Source organism: Vibrio sp. CCUG 15886 (assembly GCF_028570825.1).
GTDB classification, from domain to species: Bacteria; Pseudomonadota; Gammaproteobacteria; order Enterobacterales; family Vibrionaceae; genus Vibrio; species Vibrio vulnificus_B.
Genome location: NZ_JAQQBT010000002.1, coordinates 69313 through 90007, shown reverse-complemented (window position 1 = coordinate 90007; position 20695 = coordinate 69313). Strand labels below are relative to the sequence as shown.

At 47.1% G+C, this 20695-nt stretch carries 14 protein-coding genes; 12 read left to right on the top strand and 2 right to left on the bottom strand.

Annotated features, from left to right (window positions below; genetic code table 11):
- Positions 1 to 9 precede the first annotated feature (9 nt).
- Both PQQ36_RS07160 and erpA read right to left on the bottom strand, forming a co-directional pair.
- Positions 10 to 1104, bottom strand: coding sequence for an efflux RND transporter periplasmic adaptor subunit (locus tag PQQ36_RS07160; RefSeq protein WP_011079599.1), 1095 nt, complete (start codon positions 1102 to 1104; stop codon positions 10 to 12).
- A 125-nt stretch (positions 1105 to 1229) separates the two neighbouring features.
- On the bottom strand, positions 1230 to 1571 hold the full coding sequence (erpA, locus tag PQQ36_RS07155) for an iron-sulfur cluster insertion protein ErpA (RefSeq protein WP_011079598.1): 342 nt from the start codon (positions 1569 to 1571) through the stop codon (positions 1230 to 1232).
- Between the two features lie 287 nt (positions 1572 to 1858).
- Here erpA and hemL point away from each other — a divergent pair, with 287 nt between their 5' ends.
- The 12 genes from hemL to PQQ36_RS07095 all read left to right on the top strand — a co-directional run bounded on the left by hemL (position 1859) and on the right by PQQ36_RS07095 (position 20656).
- On the top strand, positions 1859 to 3154 hold the full coding sequence (gene hemL / locus PQQ36_RS07150; RefSeq protein ID WP_011079597.1) for a glutamate-1-semialdehyde 2,1-aminomutase: 1296 nt from the start codon (positions 1859 to 1861) through the stop codon (positions 3152 to 3154).
- A 249-nt stretch (positions 3155 to 3403) separates the two neighbouring features.
- Positions 3404 to 4489 carry an AI-2E family transporter gene (locus PQQ36_RS07145; protein ID WP_013571166.1) on the top strand — a complete coding sequence of 362 codons (1086 nt, stop codon included), beginning with the start codon at positions 3404 to 3406 and terminating at the stop codon, positions 4487 to 4489.
- A 73-nt stretch (positions 4490 to 4562) separates the two neighbouring features.
- A complete protein-coding gene (gene rsmC / locus PQQ36_RS07140) occupies positions 4563 to 5585 on the top strand; it encodes a 16S rRNA (guanine(1207)-N(2))-methyltransferase RsmC (RefSeq protein WP_263216905.1) in 1023 nt (340 codons plus the stop codon).
- Between the two features lie 246 nt (positions 5586 to 5831).
- Complete coding sequence (locus PQQ36_RS07135) at positions 5832 to 9221, top strand: response regulator (protein WP_011151097.1); 3390 nt, start codon at positions 5832 to 5834, stop codon at positions 9219 to 9221.
- Positions 9222 to 10162: 941 nt separating this feature from the next.
- Positions 10163 to 11836, top strand: a complete 1674-nt coding sequence (locus PQQ36_RS07130; protein ID WP_011079593.1) for an ABC transporter substrate-binding protein — start codon at positions 10163 to 10165, stop codon at positions 11834 to 11836.
- 168 nt (positions 11837 to 12004) lie between these two features.
- Positions 12005 to 12991 (top strand): ABC transporter permease, encoded by a 987-nt coding sequence (locus PQQ36_RS07125; RefSeq protein ID WP_011079592.1) that lies wholly within the window; start codon positions 12005 to 12007, stop codon positions 12989 to 12991.
- 2 nt (positions 12992 to 12993) lie between these two features.
- Complete coding sequence (locus PQQ36_RS07120) at positions 12994 to 14019, top strand: ABC transporter permease (protein WP_011079591.1); 1026 nt, start codon at positions 12994 to 12996, stop codon at positions 14017 to 14019.
- A gap of 2 nt (positions 14020 to 14021) precedes the next feature.
- A complete protein-coding gene (locus PQQ36_RS07115) occupies positions 14022 to 15005 on the top strand; it encodes an ABC transporter ATP-binding protein (RefSeq protein WP_011151098.1) in 984 nt (327 codons plus the stop codon).
- A gap of 37 nt (positions 15006 to 15042) precedes the next feature.
- Positions 15043 to 16038 (top strand): ABC transporter ATP-binding protein, encoded by a 996-nt coding sequence (locus PQQ36_RS07110; protein WP_011079589.1) that lies wholly within the window; start codon positions 15043 to 15045, stop codon positions 16036 to 16038.
- Positions 16039 to 16113: 75 nt separating this feature from the next.
- Entirely contained in the window at positions 16114 to 17835 is a 1722-nt protein-coding gene (locus PQQ36_RS07105; protein ID WP_039554570.1) for a glycoside hydrolase family 9 protein, read from the top strand.
- A 1-nt stretch (position 17836) separates the two neighbouring features.
- Positions 17837 to 18727: an N-acetylglucosamine kinase gene (locus PQQ36_RS07100; RefSeq protein WP_045618647.1), complete on the top strand. Its 891-nt coding sequence runs from the start codon at positions 17837 to 17839 to the stop codon at positions 18725 to 18727.
- 9 nt (positions 18728 to 18736) lie between these two features.
- Positions 18737 to 20656, top strand: coding sequence for a beta-N-acetylhexosaminidase (locus tag PQQ36_RS07095; RefSeq protein ID WP_273660616.1), 1920 nt, complete (start codon positions 18737 to 18739; stop codon positions 20654 to 20656).
- Positions 20657 to 20695: the final 39 nt, after the last annotated feature.

The window sequence follows — 20695 nt, the reverse complement described above, 5'->3', positions numbered from 1 at the left end:
GCACTCTCCTCAATTGGTTACGAGTTCAGTTTGTGGTGTCGCATCAACCAAATCTCCATCTCGAACAAAACCTTGCCCCAGCACGATAATGTCAACCTGTTCTCCCAAGCCAGACAGCCACACGCCATCTTGTTCTGCTTTTACCAATTGAATGGGAACAAAGCGCACATGCTGATTCTGCACTGTTTTGACGCCTAAATTACCACGCTCATCAAGAGCCAACATCGCTGGCGTCACTTTAATCGCGGATGTCTGATCTAGGGTTAATTGCACTTCTGCGCTGACACCAGCAGGAATGCGATGCTGGCTGTTGTCGACTTCAATTTCAATGGGAAAGGTATTGGTTGAAGGAGAAGAGACTTGCCCAACATAACGAATAGCACCTTGCAATAACTGCCCGCCAATCAAACGCACTTGCGCCATCTGTTTAGCCGCCAGATGCTGAACATGTCTTTCGCTGACGTCGGCTTCAATCACCAATTTTTGTAGATCGATCACGGTCGCCACCGGATCGCCAATACCAACGAAATCCCCCACTTCGACAAAACGGCTATCAAGGATGCCATCAAAAGGAGCCCGAACCTCCGTATTGCTCAGCTCGGTTTCCACATTGCTAAGATTGGCTTTTGCATCAACCAAAGCGGCTTCTGCTGTTGCAAACGCGACTTCGCCTTGTAAACCGCGACTTTTCAAGGATTGCGCTGCCTTAAACTCTTTCAGCTTCACTTCAAGCATGGCTTTCGCGCGCTGTAAGCGATAATCCAAATCACGCTTATCGATTATCGCAATCACCTGACCTTTACGTACCGCTTGGCCTTTCTCGACTTCTAAACGCACGATTTTTCCCGCAATCTCTGCACCTAAACGAGCTTGGCGGTTGGGCGCGGTTCGACCATAAAGATCAATACTGCGTGCCGTTGGCTGAGCCAGGAATGTTTGATACACGACTTTCGCTAATGGAATTTCTTGCGCGGCTTTGGTGGACGATGTTTCATCGGCTTTGCTACTGCCAAAGCCGAGCCATGCACCTAAGATGAGAATAATAAGAAGAGATACTAGCCACGGACGCTGAATAAACTGGCGGCCTTGTTGTTTGATAGACATAGAAAGTCCTTTTTATTTTTGTGCTCAGCAAGACGGAATCTGGAGCAAGTTTTACGTGACATCCTAATACGTAAAACTGAGGTGGTTGGTTTTGCCAACCACCTGATAATCAGCTGTTGGTGAGATTACACGCTGAATGATGCACCACAACCACACGTGGTTGTTGCATTTGGGTTGTTGACGAAAAAGCGTGAGCCTTCCAACCCTTCTGTGTAATCGACAACGCCGCCAATTAAATACTGCAGACTCATTGGGTCAACAACTAACGTAACACCACTGTTTTCGATAGTGGTATCGCCTTCATTGACGCTTTCATCAAAAGTAAAACCGTACTGGAAGCCGCTACAACCACCGCCAGTAATGTAAACACGCAATTTAAGCGCTGGGTTTTCTTCTTCAGCAATCAACATCTTAACTCGTGCTGCTGCTGCATCAGAAAATGATAATGGTAGATTAATATCGCTCACGACGACCTCTCTCACTCGTGTATTCCCGCCAGACAATCTCGATATTTAGAGGCCGCTGACGATGGTATTGTTTTAGCTATCGCGAGATTATCCAATACCTGACCAATACGTTCAAGTATTCACCACTGTATTGTCTACAATGTTTCGCCAAATACTCATTATCTAAACAGAACATTTTTATAAATCCCGTGAATAGAGTCATAAACCGAAGCAAAATATTTCTAACTGCCGTTGAGAGAGGTACAATGCCCGCCACTTGGTCCGAGCAATCAGAAGAGGATAAACCCATGACCAAATCAGCCGAGCTGTATCAAAAAGCCCAGCAAACCATTCCTGGTGGCGTTAACTCACCCGTTCGTGCGTTCAACGGCGTTGGCGGTTCGCCAATTTTCGTCGAAAGAGCCGATGGCGCCTTCATTTTTGATGCGGATGGCAAAGCCTACATCGATTACGTAGGTTCATGGGGTCCGATGATTTTGGGCCATAACCACGCAGTGATTCGTGAAGCGGTGATTGAAGCTGCGCAACGTGGCCTCAGCTTTGGTGCTCCGACCGAAATGGAAATCAAAATGGCTGAATTGGTTTCCGAGCTCGTTCCTTCGATGGAGCAACTACGCATGGTCAGTTCAGGTACTGAAGCGACCATGAGTGCAATCCGCCTAGCGCGCGGCTTCACTGGCCGAGATAAAATTCTAAAGTTTGAAGGTTGTTATCACGGCCACGCAGACAGCTTGCTTGTTAAAGCGGGCTCTGGTGCCTTGACTCTAGGTCAACCAAGTTCTCCAGGTGTGCCTGCCGATTTCGCAAAACATACCCTAACCGCTACATTTAACGATCTCGATTCAGTACGAGAACTGTTTGCAGCAAACAAGGGTGAAATCGCCTGTATCATCGTTGAACCGGTGGCGGGCAACATGAACTGTATTCCGCCAGTGGAAGGCTTCCACGAGGGGCTACGCGAGATCTGCGATCAAGAAGGCGCACTGCTGATTTTTGATGAAGTGATGACCGGCTTCCGTGTGGCACTTGGTGGTGCACAAGCTCACTACAACATCAAGCCAGACTTGACCACACTTGGTAAGGTCATTGGTGGTGGCATGCCAGTTGGTGCGTTTGGTGGCCGTAAAGAAGTCATGCAATATATTGCTCCAACCGGTCCTGTTTACCAAGCTGGAACATTATCAGGTAACCCTGTAGCCATGGCGGCGGGCTACGCTTGTTTAACGTTGCTGCGTGAAGAAGGCAATGAAAAGCGCCTGGCATCAAAAACCAAACATCTGGCCGATGGCTTTAAATCTCTTGCAGCACAACATGGTATTCCACTTGTGGTCAACCAAGTGGGCGGCATGTTTGGCTTCTTCTTTACTGAGCAAGAGCAGATCACTTGCTATGAAGATGTCACTAAGTGCGATATTGAACGCTTCAAACGCTTCTTCCACCTCATGATTGATCACGGTGTTTATTTGGCGCCTTCTGCCTTTGAAGCCAGCTTCACCTCATTAGCTCACGGCAGCAAAGAGATTGAGGCGACATTGGAAGCGGCAGATCGTTGTTTTGCGATTTTGGCAGCAGAAAGCAAGTAAGATTGCCAACGCTCAACGACAAAAATAAGAAAAGGATCGCAGTCAGCGATCCTTTTTCATTGCCAATTAAATATCACCAACAGCGCGAGCACACCAATGGTCACCGCGAACCAAGGAATACGTCGTGATGTTTTTCTCGCTTCACAGCCTTTCTCATTATTACAACAACCCATAATCGCCCCATTGCGTTGATAAGCTTCGAGTTTCAGGTCATTATAGCCACAGACTGCAACTAATTGGACTGTTACCGTGCCAGAAAAAATTAAAATCAGCTCAAGCCACTGGGTGCTGATCGTCGCGTTGTTAGCCGCAGGGACTGCGTGCTACCTGTTGGTCGAGCCTTATATAAACTCGATTATCATGGCGTTCATCATTTCCCTATTGATGTTTCCCATTCACGACTGGTTTGAAAGCAAAATGCCCAAACATCGCAATATGGCGTCCTTGCTCTCTTGCGTTGTTTTAACCTTTATTATCGTTGTGCCTTTGTTGTTTGTTTTTGCTGCTATTGTTCAGCAAGGGTCTGTTTTCTCGCAAAATACCTACCAGTGGGTGACGCATGGCGGTATCCAGCAAGTGCTTGGTCATCCGTGGATTGTTAAAGGTCTAAAGCTGGTTAATGAGTACTTACCTTTTGACAATATTGACGCCAAATCCATTGCAGAAAAAATTGGCCAACTCGCCACATCATTTGGTTCAAACTTGGTTGCCATCAGTGCAAAAATACTCGGTGACGCGACCAACTTCCTGATGGATTTTTTCTTGATGCTGTTTGTGCTCTTTTTCTTATTGCGCGATCACGACAAAATCATCAGTGCGATTCGTCATATTCTGCCATTATCGCGTAGCCAAGAAGATAAGCTGCTGAGTGAGATTGAAAATGTCTCTAAGTCTGCGGTAATGGGCTCTTTTCTCACCGCGATTGCACAAGGGATTGCTGGTGGTTTAGGGATGTGGCTTGCGGGCTTCCCAGGGCTCTTCTGGGGCACCATGATGGGCTTTGCTTCCTTCATTCCCGTTGTCGGTACCGCGCTTATTTGGATCCCAGCCACCATCTACTTGTTCTTAACCGGTGATACTGGTTGGGCTATCTTCCTTGCCATTTGGAGCATCGCCATAGTTGGCTCGATCGATAACTTACTAAGACCATTTTTAATGCAAGGCAGTGCCGGAATGAACACCTTGCTGATCTTCTTCTCCCTATTGGGAGGGATTCAGTTATTTGGACTGATAGGTCTGATCTACGGTCCACTGATTTTTGCTATCACTATGGTGCTATTTAATATTTACGAGGAAGAGTTTAAGGGCTTCCTTGACCAGCAAGACAACAGCTAACCAACACCACTACTTCAAGTCCTGGGCAGATTATGAGAAAATCTGCCCACTTTTTTCTAACTGACGCCACTTCATGTCTGCCTATACTGCTCCTAGCCAAATTGCCCAACGACAACTCGACTATTTCAACGGAAAGCACGTGCTCGTCGCAGGGGAAGTTGAAGATTTGTTTCCACTCGAACTGGCTGAACACTGTGAATCGGTGAGTGTGTTCACGTCGAATTACAGCTATTTCCGTCAAATTCGCGCCCATTCAACGATCACCAGCTACTTTGGCTCGCAACTTGAGGCAGATAGCCAAGCTGATCTCTTACTGCTTTACTGGCCAAAGGCAAAAGCAGAGGCGGAATATCTCCTCGCCATGCTGCTGGCTAAGTTGGGTTCTGGCTGCGACATTGTCGTGGTGGGAGAGAATCGCTCGGGTGTTAAAAGCATCGAAAAAATGTTCCAAGCGTATGGCACCGTCAACAAGTACGATTCAGCTCGTCGCTGCTCCTTTTATTGGGGGCAATGCAACACGCAACCAAACGCCTTTAATCAAGCCGATTGGTTCCGTCATTACTCCATCAATATTCACGGACAACAATTAGAGATTCAAAGCCTACCGGGTGTCTTTAGCCATGGCGAGTTTGATTTAGGCAGTCAATTACTGCTGGAAACGCTTCCCTCTTTAAGTGGCAAGGTGTTGGATTTTGGTTGTGGTGCTGGTGTTATTGGCGCATTCATGGCCAAGCGCAACCCAACTATCGAACTCGAGATGTGTGACATCAATGCATACGCGTTAGCGTCAAGTGAGGCAACTCTGGCAGCCAATGGTTTGCAAGGCCGCGTTTTCGCTTCAGACATCTACTCCGATACTGCTGATGACTATCGTTTTATCATCTCTAACCCTCCATTTCATAGTGGTTTGGACACCAATTACAACGCGGCTGAAACACTATTAGGCCAAGCGCCAAAGTATTTGAACAAGCAAGGCGAATTGATCATCGTAGCAAACAGCTTCCTCAAATACCCACCTATTATTGAGCAAGCATTCAGTAATTGCGCGACTCTAAATAAGACCAATAAGTTCTCGATATACCACGCCAGCAAATAACGATTCTTCTGCAGCACAGCGTCTAACTGTGCTGCTTTTGCTCAATTTCCATCACCCATTCGATATTTTTGCGCCACTCTCCACGAATTGATGACAACTTACTTGTCAAAGTAAAAAAACTCGTTAATTTCGTTAAATTTGAATCCTTTTACTCTTATCTCCGCAAAACTGGCTTTGAACGAGAGTAAATTCATGCATTCACAACTTTGATTCGAAACCTTGTCTTCACAACCTTGACGAAATTGTATGTTTAAGTTTTATCGCAAACAGAAGTTTAAACGCCTTCAAAGCACTCTGATGACTGCGTTTTTGGTGCTGAGTATCACGCCATTAACCATCACAGCGATTTTCTTTTTGCAATCACACAGTAAAGATCTCCAAGAGCAGAGCACTTCTCACCTGCTTTCTGTTCGAGACACCAAACAACAACAGATCCTGGATTATTTCCAAGCACAAGAAACGGAAGTGATGGGATTTGTCCGTTCAGAGTTGGCTTACGCGAGTGGTGGCCGATTTTACGGGCTTGTCAACGCCTTCAAAAGCTTAGGCGTGGATATGGAACAGGCTCGAGAAAACGCTCAACAGCGCTATATTCAGGGGTCTGGCGATCAAATAAAAACGTCGATTTTGCCGGAATCCAGCTCTTTTGTTGGTAGTGAACGCTACCGTTTACTGCATAAGCGCTATCACTGGGCCTATTTGGAGCTTTTGAAGCGCTCCGATTTTGACGATATTTTGTTGGTGGATCTCGATGGCAACGTCACCTACTCCATCTACAAAAATGAAAACTTTGGCACAAACTTAATTGAGGGGCCTTTTAAAGAGAGCATGCTCGGTAAAAGCTTTCGTCAGTTGGCCAATGACGTCAGCGAAAAACGCAAGCAAAACGAAGACTATACCCCCGTCTATATTTCCGACTTCTCGGTTGAAGATGGCAAACAAGTCGCTTGGTTGGGTGCACCGATCATCCAGCAAGGCTATCTGCACAGCTACGCCATGTTCAGGCTACCCAACAATGGCATCACCAAACTGATTGCAGACATCAATAAAGATGCAGCTATCCACACTTTGCTGGTTGGAAGTGACCACTTACCTCGCACGATGACCACAAAGCAAACCGATATCGAAAGCAGTATTGAAGTGGTCGATAAGGCACTCGCGGGACTGACGGATGTGGGGACTTATATCAACAGCAGCGGTGAGGCGACCATCGCCGCCTATGCGCCAATTTCATTCAAGGGTCAAACCTGGGCTTTAGTGGTTCAGTTGCCGGAGAAAGAAGCGTTTGCACGTATTCATCAGTTAGAAAAACTGTTCGTCATCGCTATGTTGATTGCAATCGTGCTGGTGTTTATCTCATCTCACTACTTATCGAATTTCATCACCTCACCACTACTCAAACTCACTTGGGCTGCAGAGCGCGTTTCTGCAGGTGATCTCGATGAAAACATGATTAATACCGAGCGCAAAGACGAAATTGGCCGTTTAGCGATCAGTTTTGAACGAATGCAACGCTCTATTCGCGATAAAATTCAGCTCATTAAAACGCAAAATGCGGAGCTAGAGAAAAATCTACAACTGATTCAAAAGCAAAATGACGAATTGCAATTGGCCGATAAGCTCAAAGATGAATTTTTGGCAACTACCTCTCATGAGCTACGCACTCCACTGCATGGTATGATTGGTATTGCAGAAACCCTCATCTCAGGGGCAAACGGCCCACTGCCCTCCAACCAGCGCTATCAACTGGACATTATTATTAAGAGTGGCCAGCGCTTAGCTACGCTTGTGGATGACTTGCTTGACTACCACAAAATGCGCTATGGCAGTTTGGATATTCAAAAGTCCGCCGTCAATTTGGCCAGTGCAACTCGACTGGTATTAGAGCTCTCTCACCATTTATTGGGCAACAAAACTCTGCGCATCATTAATCAGGTTTCTAACGATGTTGCGCCGGTATCTGCCGATCCACAGCGATTAGAACAGGTGCTGTATAACCTTATTGGTAACGCGATCAAATACACCACTGAAGGTAAAATCGTCATTTCCGCCAATGTGGTTGACGATAAAGTTCGAGTGCAAGTCGTCGATACCGGCCAAGGCATTCCCGCAGAACAGTTAGAGCATATTTTCGAACCGCTTATTCAAGCTGGTCGCGACTCTGGTCGTTATCGCCAAGGTGCCGGTCTGGGACTTTCCATTAGCCGTCAGCTGATCGAGTTAATGGGAGGCTCGCTCTACGTCAGCAGTCAACCCATGGTTGGCACCACCTTTAGCTTCACCTTGCCATTGGCCAGCGCAGACGAAATCAGTGCCACGGAAGTCATGCAAAATCAACATCACTTCCAAGCGCCAGATAGCAATGAATTGATCTCATTAGATAATTCATCACTGCCAGAAAATCCCAATGGTCCGCTACTGATTGTGGCCGATGATGAACCCGTCAACTTACGCGTGCTTGAAAGTTTCCTACGCATCGAAGGGTACCGAGTGCAAACGGCCTCAGATGGCCCAGACACTCTCGAACTCATTGAACATGAAAAACCCGCCTTGCTGTTGCTCGACATCATGATGCCGGGCATGAGCGGTTATCAAGTTTGCCATCAACTCCGACAGCAATACGACATGGCAGAGTTGCCTATTATCATGCTAACGGCGTTGAGTCAGAGCGAAGATCGCGTGCGAGGATTCGAAGCTGGGGCCAATGATTACTTAACCAAACCATTTAATAAGCAAGAGCTTGCGGCCCGAATCAAAGCACATTTAATGGCAAGTAAAGCAGAAGCTCGTCGCTTGGAAAACAATCGCCTTGAAGCAGAGCTTCGCCAACGTGCAATGGTGGAAGCAAGCTTACTGGAAACACAAGGGCGTTTATTAGAACAATTGGAATCGGCCCCAGAAGCCATTATCTGTATTCGTGAAGATAAGCGTATTCGCTTTGCCAATGACGCGGCCTGTAAACTGTTCAAACGCAGCTTAGAGCAACTCAAGCGCTCAAACGCAGAAGAACTTATTGCACCCAAATATTTAACCGTCAAACAGCAGCATTATTGCGGCAATATCGATATCTATGTCGACGATGTTCGACAGCATATTGAAACGGATATCCTTAAACTACCAGAAGGGTCTGGCCTTGATGCGATGTTTATCTTTAATGTCGGGGGAGGCGCAGCTGCTTCTCGTGTGCACAACCTAGAAACCGCCGTGGAAGTCCTTTCAAGCTATGCCTTTGATGGTGACAAAGAGCGCTTACAGAGCCTCAAAGAGCTAGGGGGAGAATTTACTCGCCTGGCCGACAAAGCGCTGGGTACCAATAAGAATAAGCAAGAGCTGATGCGTGAAGTCCTCGTGGATTTGATGACGCATGCACTCGATTATTGGGAGTCAGTGACAGGTGAAAACAAATTTACCTTTGCTGAACAAAGTGGTTTATGGCGTGTTTATCTCGACCGCAGCACGCTACAAACTCGCACACTTGATAAATACATGCGAATTGAAACCTTGCCAAAAACGCCGCGTTGGAGAACCGTGTTGAGTTCTATTGAGTACATTCTGGACCACTGTAAAGAGCAAAGCCCTGAGCGTACTTACATTGAGATGCAGCGAGATAAATTACAACGCCTGCTCACCAGCTAATAATGTTGGGCGTCTATCGTTAACTTCAGCCCGATTCGAAAGAGTCGGGCTTTTCATTTGCCCAACTTTTCAGATACTTGCGTACTTCCCCTCTGAGCAAGCAATATCAACTCCAGTGTTGATGAGCATGCTCTACCGTCATCAGACAGCGCAACACGTCCTTGACGATATTTCGAGCCTCTCTACTACTCTTAAAGCGCAAACGCGCTAGGGGATGTCTTTACGATTATAGGAAACGCTTGCTCGCCTGCGGTTATTGCAGGGTAAACCGCTCTCACATCCATATAGGCGGGATATCTGCGCGTTGTGTTTTGCCTTTGCTTGTCACCTTAGAGGCAGAAATGAAGTGGTAAACACCGCTAATGATGTGCGAATAAAAACCACGCAGATATGCCCAATACGCACTTTATTCTCAGTTAAAAATAACCATCACTCAGTGCGAAAAAAATGCCATTTTTTCATCATGCAAACCATTACTCTCGCCTAAAGTGGGGACTTTTAAACCATATTGCGAGATCAATCACAACAGAACGGCAGATTAAATTTTTGTCGATTAATTAACGTCATTTTGCTGTGTGAGCGAGATCCTCATTTAGACCTAGAAGCCTAATATCCATAGTACAAAGAGCCAAAGAAGTAAGTAACCACTAACAAGCACCTACCTACATTAAGAACAATGCGACACACATCAATGTCCATTTTTTGCTCAAAAAACCAACTCAGATAAAAAAAATGACGTTTATAACGGAGTTATTGGGAGTTTTAACGTTTTTAACGGGAATGCTATTTGATTATTTTCTCGCTAAGGTGTTTTCTTAGCCTTGCCTAAGGCCTACAGGCCACTTTGGTAAATGATTATCAGAGGTAGGTCTTGGAGAGTGTTTATCAATTGATGACATTCCAAACATTGTGAAATGAAAGCAAAATAGTAAGGAACAGCTATGCTTGCCAATATTAAAAAGACAGCTCTAGCAACTGCAGTTATCGCCGCAGCAGCGACCAGCATTTCAGCACCAGCGGCAGCTCGTAGTGAGCTGACCATCGTACCTGATTTTTACCCTACAATGGTACGTAACTTTAACCCGTACTTGGCGACTAACCTTCGCACAACAACGGACTTCATCTATGAGCCACTAGTTGTTTTCAATGAGATGCACGGCAACACGCCAGTTATGCGTCTTGCTGAAGACTTCCGCATGTCTGATGACCTAATGAGCGTAACGTTTGACATCCGTAAAGGTGTTAAATGGTCTGACGGTCAAGCATTCAATGCTGACGACGTTGTGTTCTCTTATGCTCTACTTAAGAACAAACCAGAACTTGACCAACGTGGTATCAACAAGTGGGTAACTAGCGTAGAGAAACTGAATGACTACCAAGTTCGTTTCCGTCTAAGCGAAGCTAACTCAAACGTACCTTACGAAATTTCTCTTGTTCCTATCGTTGCTGAGCACGTATGGAAAGAAGTGAAAGATCCAACAACATTCACGAACGAAAACCCTGTAGGTACTGGTCCATTTACGGTTATCGACACCTTCACTCCTCAGCTATACATTCAGTGTCGTAACCCTAACTACTGGGATTCTGCGAACCTAGAAGTTGACTGTCTGCGTGTACCTCAGATCGCAAACAACGACCAGTTATTGGGTAAAATCGTTAACTCTGAGCTAGACTGGACTTCTTCTTTCATTCCAGATATTGACCGTACTTACGCAGCAGCGAGCCCTAACCATCAGTACTGGTACCCACCATCAGGTACTCAAGCGTTCGTTGTGAACTTCAAGAACCCAGATGCAGCGAAGAACGAAGCTCTGACTAACGTTGATTTCCGTCGTGCATTCTCAATGGCTCTTGACCGTCAAACTATCATCGACATCGCATTCTACGGTGGCGGTACAGTGAACGACTTCGCATCTGGCCTTGGCTATGCATTCGAAGCGTGGTCTGACGAAAAGACTCACAACAAGTACAAAGGCTACAACACCTACAACGTTGAAGGCGCGAAGAAGCTTCTAGCGAAAGCTGGCTTTAAAGATGTGAACAAAGACGGTTTCGTTGATACTCCATCTGGCAAACCATTTGAGCTACTCATCCAATCTCCAAACGGTTGGACTGACTTCAACAACACAGTTCAACTAGCGGTTGAGCAGCTTGCTGAAGTAGGTATTAAAGCACGTGCTCGTACTCCTGAGTTCGCAGTGTACAACCAAGCAATGCTTGATGGTACTTACGACGTGGCGTACACCAACTACTTCCACGGTGCGGATCCACACCTATACTGGAACAGTGCATACAACTCTGCACTACAGAAAGGTGAAGGCATGCCACGCTTCGCGATGCACTTCTACACCAATGACAAACTGGACAACCTACTTGACAGCTTCTACAAAACGGCTGACAAGAAAGAGCAGCTATCCATTGCTCATGGCATCCAGCAAATCATCGCAGCGGATCAAGTTACTATCCCTGTAATGTCTGGTGCTTACATGTACCAATACAACACCAAGCGCTTCACTGGTTGGTGGACAGAAGAAAATCCGAAGGGCCGTCCAAACATTTGGGCAGGCATCCCAGAGCGTCTACTACACGTACTGGACCTAAAACCAGTTAAATAAGTAGAAGTTCATCTCCCGCGGCGCGCATCCCGTGCGCCGCTATAAAATCCCTCTCAGACCTAGTTTGTTTATGGCGCCAGTCGTCAGGGGATTTTTCGCTCTGAATTTGGTCACGAGCGACCTGAAACCAGAAACAGGGAAAAAGTCTGGGTGAGTAAGGTGTGAGTTATGGGTTATTTTTTAAGACGTTTGTCGTTCTATATGGTCGCGCTGCTAGTCGCGGCAACATTAAACTTTATTATTCCTCGAGCAATGCCTGGCGATCCAGTTACCATGATGTTTGCGAATGCAACCACACAGGTAACGCCAGAACGTATTGAGGCAATGAAGAAACTGCTAGGTTTTGTCGATGGTCCCCTTTATGTTCAGTATTTCACTTACATTAAGAGCATTCTAAGCTGGGAACTTGGTACTTCTATTAAATTCTACCCACTGAGTGTTAATGACCTATTAGGCAGCGCATTTGGTTGGTCCCTCTTCCTAGCTGGTACTGCGGTTATTCTTTCATTCTCAATCGGCTCTATTCTGGGTATTTTCGCAGCATGGCGTCGTGGTAGTAAATACGATGCATTCATCACACCAGGTATGTTGATTATTCAAGCTGTACCTCAGGTGGTTATCGCAATGCTAGCCCTATTTATCTTTGCAATCGGTCTTGGTTGGTTCCCGACGGGCTATGCATACACGCCTGGTACCATTCCAGATTGGACGAGCTGGGCCTACTTCAAGGATGTTGCTTATCACGCCGTCCTACCTCTCTTCTGTGCGTCTATCGTTCAAATTGGTGGCTTCTTGGTGAACATGCGTAACAACATGATCAACCTGCTAGCAGAAGACTACATCACTATGGCGAAAGGCAAAGGCTTAAGCGAAAACCGCGTGGTGTTCAACTACGCAGCTCGTAACGCACTGCTACCAAGTGTGACTGCTCTATCCATGTCACTCGGTATGGCCATCGGTGGTCAGCTGATTGTTGAAATCATCTTCAACTACCCAGGTTTGGGTAAAGTCCTGCTTGATGCGATCAATGCACGTGACTACCAAGTACTACAAGGCCAATTGTTAATCATGACTCTGTTTATGCTGTCATTTAACCTGATTGCCGACATGCTGTATGTCGTACTCGATCCTCGCCTACGCAAGGGAGGCAAATAATCATGAACAACTTATTTAAGCTGATTCTAGGTAATGCGATTGCTCGCGTTGGTTTGGTCATTGTTTGTCTGTTTATCTTTATGGCGGTCGCAGCGCCACTGATCACCAAACATGCTCCAGATAAACGTACTGGTAACCCACACGAATACCCAAGTTTCGTCGTCAAAGCCGCGCAAGCAGATCCAAATGGTTGGATTGCTACCAACCTTGCCGATGACCGTCGTACTCTTCTTCTGTCGAAGAAAGCCGATCACGTACTGGGTACTTCTCGTATGGGGCGTGACGTATGGTCACAACTAGCTTACGGTGCACGAGTGTCACTTGCGGTTGGTTTTGGTGCGGGTATCACCGTGTGTTTCCTCGCAACCGTTATTGGTATCTCAGCGGGTTACTTTGGTGGTCGTGTTGATGACATTCTCACCGCTGCGATGAACATCATGCTGGTTATTCCTCAGTATCCATTGCTGTTCGTTCTTGCCGCCTTTATCGGTGAAGCAGGGCCAATGACCATTGCCATTATCATCGGCTGTACCTCCTGGGCCTGGGGGGCGCGGGTTGTCCGCTCTCAAACCCTTGCACTACGTGAAAAAGAATTTGTTAAAGCCGCAGAAGTACTGGGCGAATCTTCATGGCGCATCATCTTTGTTGAGATTCTGCCAAACCTGATTCCAATTGTGGGTGCGAGTTTCATCGGCTCGGTAATGTACGCCATCACCATGGAATCGATCATTTCCTTCCTTGGTCTGGGCGATCCAAACACCATCAGTTGGGGCATCATGCTGTACAACGTACAGACCTCCTCTTCAATGCTGATTGGCGCATGGTGGGAACTGCTTGCTCCGTGTATCGCACTGACACTACTCGTCACTGGCCTTGCATTACTGAACTTTGCGGTCGATGAGATTGCGAACCCACAACTTCGTTCTCACAAAGGAATGAAGCGCTGGCAGAAGCTAGCGAAAGAAGACAAGAAAGAGCGTGAGCCTGAAATGGCACCGCAAAATGCACTTTGGAGCGGAGATAAATAATCATGACCGAACCACTTATTTCAATCCGCAACCTTTGCGTTGACTACATCACAGACGCGGGCGATGTCCGCGCTTGTAACAACGTTAGCTTTGATATTGCACCAGGCGAAGTATTTGGCCTAGCGGGCGAATCAGGCTGTGGCAAATCCACCGTTGCGTTCTCATTGATGCGTCTACACAAGCCGCCAGCGTTTATCACTGGCGGGGAAGTCATCTTCAATGGTGAAAACATCTTGCAATACAGTGATGAGCGCATGCAGGCATTCCGCTGGAGCGAAATGTCGATGGTTTTCCAAAGTGCAATGAACGCGCTGAACCCAGTGCTGACGATGGAAGATCAATTCTGTGACGTCATCATGCGCCACACCAATATGACGCGTGAGCAGGCAAAACGCCGCGCAGAAGGTTTGCTGGAGATCGTGGACATTCACCCAAGCCGTTTGCATGACTACCCTCACCAGTTCTCTGGTGGCATGCGTCAGCGCTTGGTAATTGCAATCGCGTTGGCTCTCAATCCGAAAATGATCATCATGGATGAGCCAACCACAGCACTAGACGTGGTTGTACAGCGTGAGATTTTGCAAAAAATCTACGCATTGAAAGAAGAGTTCGGCTTCTCGATTCTGTTCATTACCCATGACTTGTCGTTGATGGTCGAGTTTTCAGACCGCATTGGCATCATGTATTCCGGTGAACTGATTGAAGTCGCTCCCGCTAAACAAATTTTGGAAAGTCCTTACCACCCTTACACCAAAGGGTTGGGTAGCTCTTTCCCTCCGTTAACGGGTCCAAAAACCAAGTTAACAGGTATCCCAGGTAACCCTCTTAACTTACTAGAGGTTCCTCAGGGCTGCCGTTTCCAGGCACGTTGTGATCGAGTGCATGACACCTGTACCAAAGTCGCTACTAGCTTAAGACAAATCGAGCCAGGCCGTTTCTCAAACTGCCACCTTTATGGCGAACCGATTGCTCAAAACAAGCTGTAACACAACGAAATAAGCAGTAAGAAGACTGGAGACAATTATGAGCAAAGAATATGGCGAGCTACTGATTGAAGGTAAAAATGTCGTCAAAGACTTTCCCCTCAACAGTAATGCTCTAAAACAAACCAAGATGCGTGCGATCAACGACGTGTCGTTCAAAATGTACAAAGCACGTGGTCTGTCTGTCGTGGGTGAATCTGGCTCAGGCAAATCCACGACAGCCAAAATGATTGCCAAGATGTACGCCCCAACGAATGGCGTCATTGAGTACAAAGGGCGTGATATTCAAGAGATCACATCAAAGAAAGATCTCATGACCTATCGCGAAGGGATCCAAATGGTGTGGCAAGACCCATTTGGTTCACTCAACCCAACACACAATATCTTCCATCATATTGCGCGCCCGCTACTGATCCACAAAAAGGTCGCACCGGGCAACAAGAAAGAGTTGGAAGAACGCGTATACGACCTGCTTGAACAAGTGGGCTTGATTCCACCGAAAGCCACTGCAGAAAAGTTTCCGCATCAGCTTTCTGGTGGTCAGCGTCAGCGTGTCAACTTGGCGCGTAACATTGCTGTAGGCGCAGAAGTGGTGCTTGCCGACGAACCGACCTCAATGCTGGACGTATCGATTCGTGCTGGTGTCCTTAACTTGATGGAAGAGATGAAGTTCGAAAAACAGATGTCTCTTCTTTACATCACGCACGACATCGCAACGGCTCGTTACATCGCGGAAGATCTGGCGGTAATGTATGTGGGACACATGGTGGAATGGGGTGATACCGATGAGATCATTCACGATCCTCAACACCCATACACGCAGTTGTTGGTTTCTGCGGTGCCAGATCCATCGAAATCGATTCATGAAAAACTCAAAGGCAACAAAGGGGAAATTCCACTTTGGACTCCAGATTCCGTTGGCTGTCCTTTCGCTGGCCGCTGTGAACACGCAACAGAGAAATGTCGTGAGAAGCTGCCTGAAGTAACTCAACTGTCTGAAAACCACTTTGTTCGTTGTTACCTATTCGAAAACTAAACCTAATTGAGCCAAGGCGTTGCCTTGGCTCTCACTGTTACTACCTATTATTTTGCGACATGTCGGAGATTTGTAATGCTGCTACTCACCAATCACCTAGGCTACGAACTGAGTGGACCCAAACATGCGGTCATTCAAAGTAATAAGTCGCGTTTGTCGTCTTATGCTGCCTTATTGGTGTGCGCCAATGGCCATCAGACCGTGGCATCATTAGAAATCGAAAAAGTAGGCAAAGTCGCCAATTGGCACCAAGGTTACTTTTACACGATTGATTTTTCAGACTTCGACCAAGTCGGCGAGTTCTATATTCGTTTTGATAATCATCGTTCAGCAAACTTCACTATCGGCCAATCGCTGTTGATGCAGCAAACTTTTTCCGATGTACTGCATTACTTTAAATCACAGCGCTGTGGCGGCATTTTTGACCTGCAAGATCGCAACGCACCACTGTTAAACAGTAATAAAACCGTCGATGTACACGGCGGTTGGTACGACGCATCTGGCGACGTGAGCAAATACCTCAGCCATCTTTCGTATGCCAATTATCTCAACCCACAGCAAACGCCGATGGTGGTTTGGAACATGCTTAAAGGGCTAGAACTGCTCTCTGGTCATGAGATCCTACCCGCCTTCAGCCAAGTACGTTTGAAAGAAGAAGCGCTGCATGGCGCGGATTTCCTCGTCAGAATGCAAGACAGCCAAGGCTTCTTCTATACCACGGTGTTCGATAAGTGGAGTAAAGACATCAAACAACGCGAGATCTGCTCTTACGAAACTCAGCAAGGTCATAAATCTGATGACTATCAAGCTGGGTTTCGTCAAGGCGGCGGCGTCAGCATCGCAGCTCTAGCGGCCGCCTCTCGTCTCGATGTACACGGTGAATTTGACCAACAAAAATACCTCAATGCTGCAGAGAATGGTTACTGGCATCTCAAAGAGTACAACCCTCAATACCTCAACGATGGTCAAGAAAACATCATTGATGAGTATTGCGCTCTGCTCGCTGTTGTTGAGCTCTATCGTGCCACTCAAGAAGAGCGTTATCTCGCGGAAAGCCGAATTTGGGCATCACGCTTGTGTACTCGACAGCAAAGTGATGAGCAGTTTGCCCATTATTGGTCTGCCAATCTGGATGGTTCTCGTCCCTATTTCCACGCAGCGGAAGCAGGCCTACCTGTTATTGCCCTGTGCGAATACCTCTCGATTGAACACAACTCTGAACTAATGGAACAAGCGCGAGAAGTCGTGCACCAAGCATGTGAATTTGAGCTAAACATTACTCATAAAGTGAATAACCCATTTAGCTACCCAAGACAATATGTCAAAGGCGTAAACGAAAATAAGCGTGATGCGTTTTTTGTCGCCCAAAACAATGAGTCTGGGTACTGGTGGCAAGGTGAGAATGCGCGTTTAGGCTCCATCGCCTCAATGGCTTACTTGGTGCAACCTCATCTGCAAGATGCTCGCCTCAGTCATGAGATGGCCGTATTGGCTCAGCGCTCACTCGATTGGGTATTGGGTCTCAACCCTTACGATATGTGTATGCTGGATGGGCATGGTCGTAACAATCCTGACTATTTGCCTCAATTCGGTTTCTTCAACGCCAAAGGGGGCGTCTGTAACGGCATCACTTCAGGCTTTGATGATGAAAACGACATTGCCTTTAATCCTGAAAAACAAAAAGACGACTTATTACAAAACTGGCGCTGGGGAGAGCAATGGATCCCTCATGGGGCTTGGTATCTTCTCGCGATCATGAGCCAGACACACTACAACTCAGCCACGCTAGGAAAATAACATGACGCATTTATACGTAGGAATCGATGGGGGCGGCACTTCTTGCCGAGCACGCATCAAAGATGCTCAAGGGCACTTTATTGGTGAAGCCAAAAGCGGCAGTGCCAACATTATGCTGGGCGCCTCTGTGGCAATGGAATCGATTCTTTCTGCCATTCAAGACGCGGCCACACAAGGCGGTTTATCCACACAAGATTTTTCTCGCATGCATGTAGGATTGGCTTTAGCCGGAGCAGAACATAAAGCCTCTTGGCAAAGCTTTATGCAACAAACACATCCGTTTGCCAGCATGACACTCAATACCGACGCTTACGGCGCCTGTATTGGTGCACATAATGGTCAAGATGGTGCCATCATGATTGCAGGTACGGGTTCATGTGGCATCTATCTGCAAGGCACCACTCAACACGTGGTAGGCGGCCGCGAATTCCCTATTTCGGATCAAGGGGGCGGCGCTGTCATGGGCCTTCGCCTTATTCAACAAGTACTCCTAGCTCAAGATGGGATCCGCGAAAACACACCGTTATGTGAGCATGTTATGACGCATTTCCATCATGACGTGGATGCCATTGTTGAGTGGTCAAAAACCGCTTTACCTCGTGATTATGGCCAATTTTCTCCTGCGATCTTCCAGCATGCCGAACAAGGCGACGCACTGGCGATCGAGATGCTAAAACAAACAGCGCAAGACATTGAAATGTTCCTGATTGCCTTAAATAAACGCGGGGCAACACGCATCTGTCTAATGGGCAGCATTGCCGAGCGTATTGTTAAGTGGCTCTCTCCACCAGTACAACAGTGGATCGTTGAAGCTCAGTATGACGCCATAGAGGGCGCACTCATGTTTGCAGGTAAAAGCGAACATAACCTCTATGCTGTGGCAACAAATTAGGAATCGTTTATGGAATATCGTATCGACCTGGTTGTCCTTTCAGAACAAAAGCAAAACTGCCGTTTTGGTATGACGCTGCATAACCTCAGCGATCAAGACTTACCCAACTGGTCTTTAACCTTTGCCTTTACTCGTTTTATTCAGCCAGGCAGCATTTCGCATGGCACCTTAACGCAAATTGGGAGTTTCTGTCAGTTAACACCAGATAGCTTGGTGCTACCGGCCAATCATCACTTCTATTGTGAGTTCACCGTACTGACCAATCCATTCCGTTTTTATTCCGATGGATTGAATGAAGCTTTTGTCGAGTATCACCATGAAGGTGAGCGGGTGCGCTCTAACGTCGATGTCACCCCGATCGTTCTTGCTTCACCCTACCGTGAACGCGAAACCATCGCTCCTACGTTAGCCAGCGCCTATTCACTATTACCTAAATCAAATGCGTTGCATGTTGATGCTGGGCATTTTTCTCTCACACCATCGTCAGCCATCACTTGCCAATCCGCATTGGCAGACTCCGCGGTGACTTGGCTCATGGACGAAATGGCGCGTTTGCATCAGTTTAAACTTGCCACCAGCGAAGTGGGAGAAATCATTTACCGCAGCAACCCAACTCTGGATGAAGGAGCTTATCAACTCAAAATTAGCCAAGAGCAAGTACGCGTTGAAGCGGGCTCTAGCTCTGGCTTTGTCCACGCTACCGCTAGCCTGTTACAACTGCTTGATTACAACTCGCTCACGCAAGAGGCCCAGTTGGCTTGCTGTTCAATTTCTGACAGCCCACGTTTTCGCTATCGCGGCATGATGTTGGATTGCTCTCGCCACTTCCACTCGGTTGAGCAAGTCAAGCGTCTAATTAATCTCCTCGCCCACTATAAGTTCAATACCTTTCATTGGCATTTAACGGACGATGAAGGCTGGCGCGTTGAAATCAAAGCATTCCCAGCATTAACAGAGGTTGGTGCTTGGCGTGGTGTCGATGAAGCGATTGAGCCCCAATATACCCATATTTCGCAGCGTTATGGCGGGTTCTATAGCCAAGAAGAGATCAAAGAAGTGGTCGCCTATGCCGCGCAGCGCAGCATCATGGTCATTCCTGAAATTGACGTTCCTGGTCACTGTCGCGCAGCGATTAAATCGCTGCCGGAAATGCTGGTCGAAGCAGAAGACGACACCGTCTATCGCAGTATTCAAAATTACTCCGATAACGTTCTTAATCCCGGCTTAAGCACCACCTATCAATTTTTAGATGGTGTGCTGGAAGAAATCGCCCAACTGTTCCCGGCACCCTACGTTCATATTGGTGCCGACGAAGTACCTCACGGGGTTTGGTCAAACAGCCCAAGCTGTCAAGCCTTGATGAAGCAACATGGCTATCAGGATTACAAGGAGCTGCAAGGTCACTTACTGCGTCACGCCGAGCAAAAGCTGCGCAGTCTTGGCAAACGAATGTTGGGATGGGAAGAAGCACAACACGGTGACAAAGTGAGTAAGGACACCGTGATTTACTCGTGGTTAAGTGAAGAAGCGGCGGTGAACTGCGCCCGTCAAGGCTTTGATGTGGTACTTCAACCCGCTCAAACCACTTATCTCGATATGACACAAGATTACGCACCGGAAGAGCCGGGGGTAGATTGGGCCAATCCACTGCCACTCGAAAAAGCCTACAACTACGAGCCGCTTGCCAATATTCCGGCTGACGACCCAATTCATAAGCGAATTTGGGGAATCCAAACGGCTCTTTGGTGCGAAATCATCAATAACCCTGAGCGAATGGACTACATGGTCTTCCCACGCATTATTGCACTCGCCGAAGCGTGTTGGACACAGAAAGAACATCGTGATTGGAACGACTTTTTATCAAGGCTGAAAGGTCACTTGCCGCTACTGGACAAACAGGGCATCAAGTATCGCCAGCCATGGAAATGAACAACCGAATGAAAGCCTCGCTTTCCTAAGTTTTCACTA

Coding starts and splice junctions, on each gene's coding strand:
- PQQ36_RS07115 (WP_011151098.1), top strand. CDS start 14,022: ATGACCGAACCACTTATTTCAATCCGCAACCTTTGCGTTGACTACATC.
- PQQ36_RS07110 (WP_011079589.1), top strand. CDS start 15,043: ATGAGCAAAGAATATGGCGAGCTACTGATTGAAGGTAAAAATGTCGTC.
- rsmC (WP_263216905.1), top strand. CDS start 4,563: ATGTCTGCCTATACTGCTCCTAGCCAAATTGCCCAACGACAACTCGAC.
- PQQ36_RS07100 (WP_045618647.1), top strand. CDS start 17,837: ATGACGCATTTATACGTAGGAATCGATGGGGGCGGCACTTCTTGCCGA.
- hemL (WP_011079597.1), top strand. CDS start 1,859: ATGACCAAATCAGCCGAGCTGTATCAAAAAGCCCAGCAAACCATTCCT.
- PQQ36_RS07135 (WP_011151097.1), top strand. CDS start 5,832: ATGTTTAAGTTTTATCGCAAACAGAAGTTTAAACGCCTTCAAAGCACT.
- PQQ36_RS07105 (WP_039554570.1), top strand. CDS start 16,114: ATGCTGCTACTCACCAATCACCTAGGCTACGAACTGAGTGGACCCAAA.
- PQQ36_RS07120 (WP_011079591.1), top strand. CDS start 12,994: ATGAACAACTTATTTAAGCTGATTCTAGGTAATGCGATTGCTCGCGTT.
- PQQ36_RS07130 (WP_011079593.1), top strand. CDS start 10,163: ATGCTTGCCAATATTAAAAAGACAGCTCTAGCAACTGCAGTTATCGCC.
- PQQ36_RS07095 (WP_273660616.1), top strand. CDS start 18,737: ATGGAATATCGTATCGACCTGGTTGTCCTTTCAGAACAAAAGCAAAAC.
- PQQ36_RS07125 (WP_011079592.1), top strand. CDS start 12,005: ATGGGTTATTTTTTAAGACGTTTGTCGTTCTATATGGTCGCGCTGCTA.
- PQQ36_RS07160 (WP_011079599.1), bottom strand. CDS start 1,104: ATGTCTATCAAACAACAAGGCCGCCAGTTTATTCAGCGTCCGTGGCTA.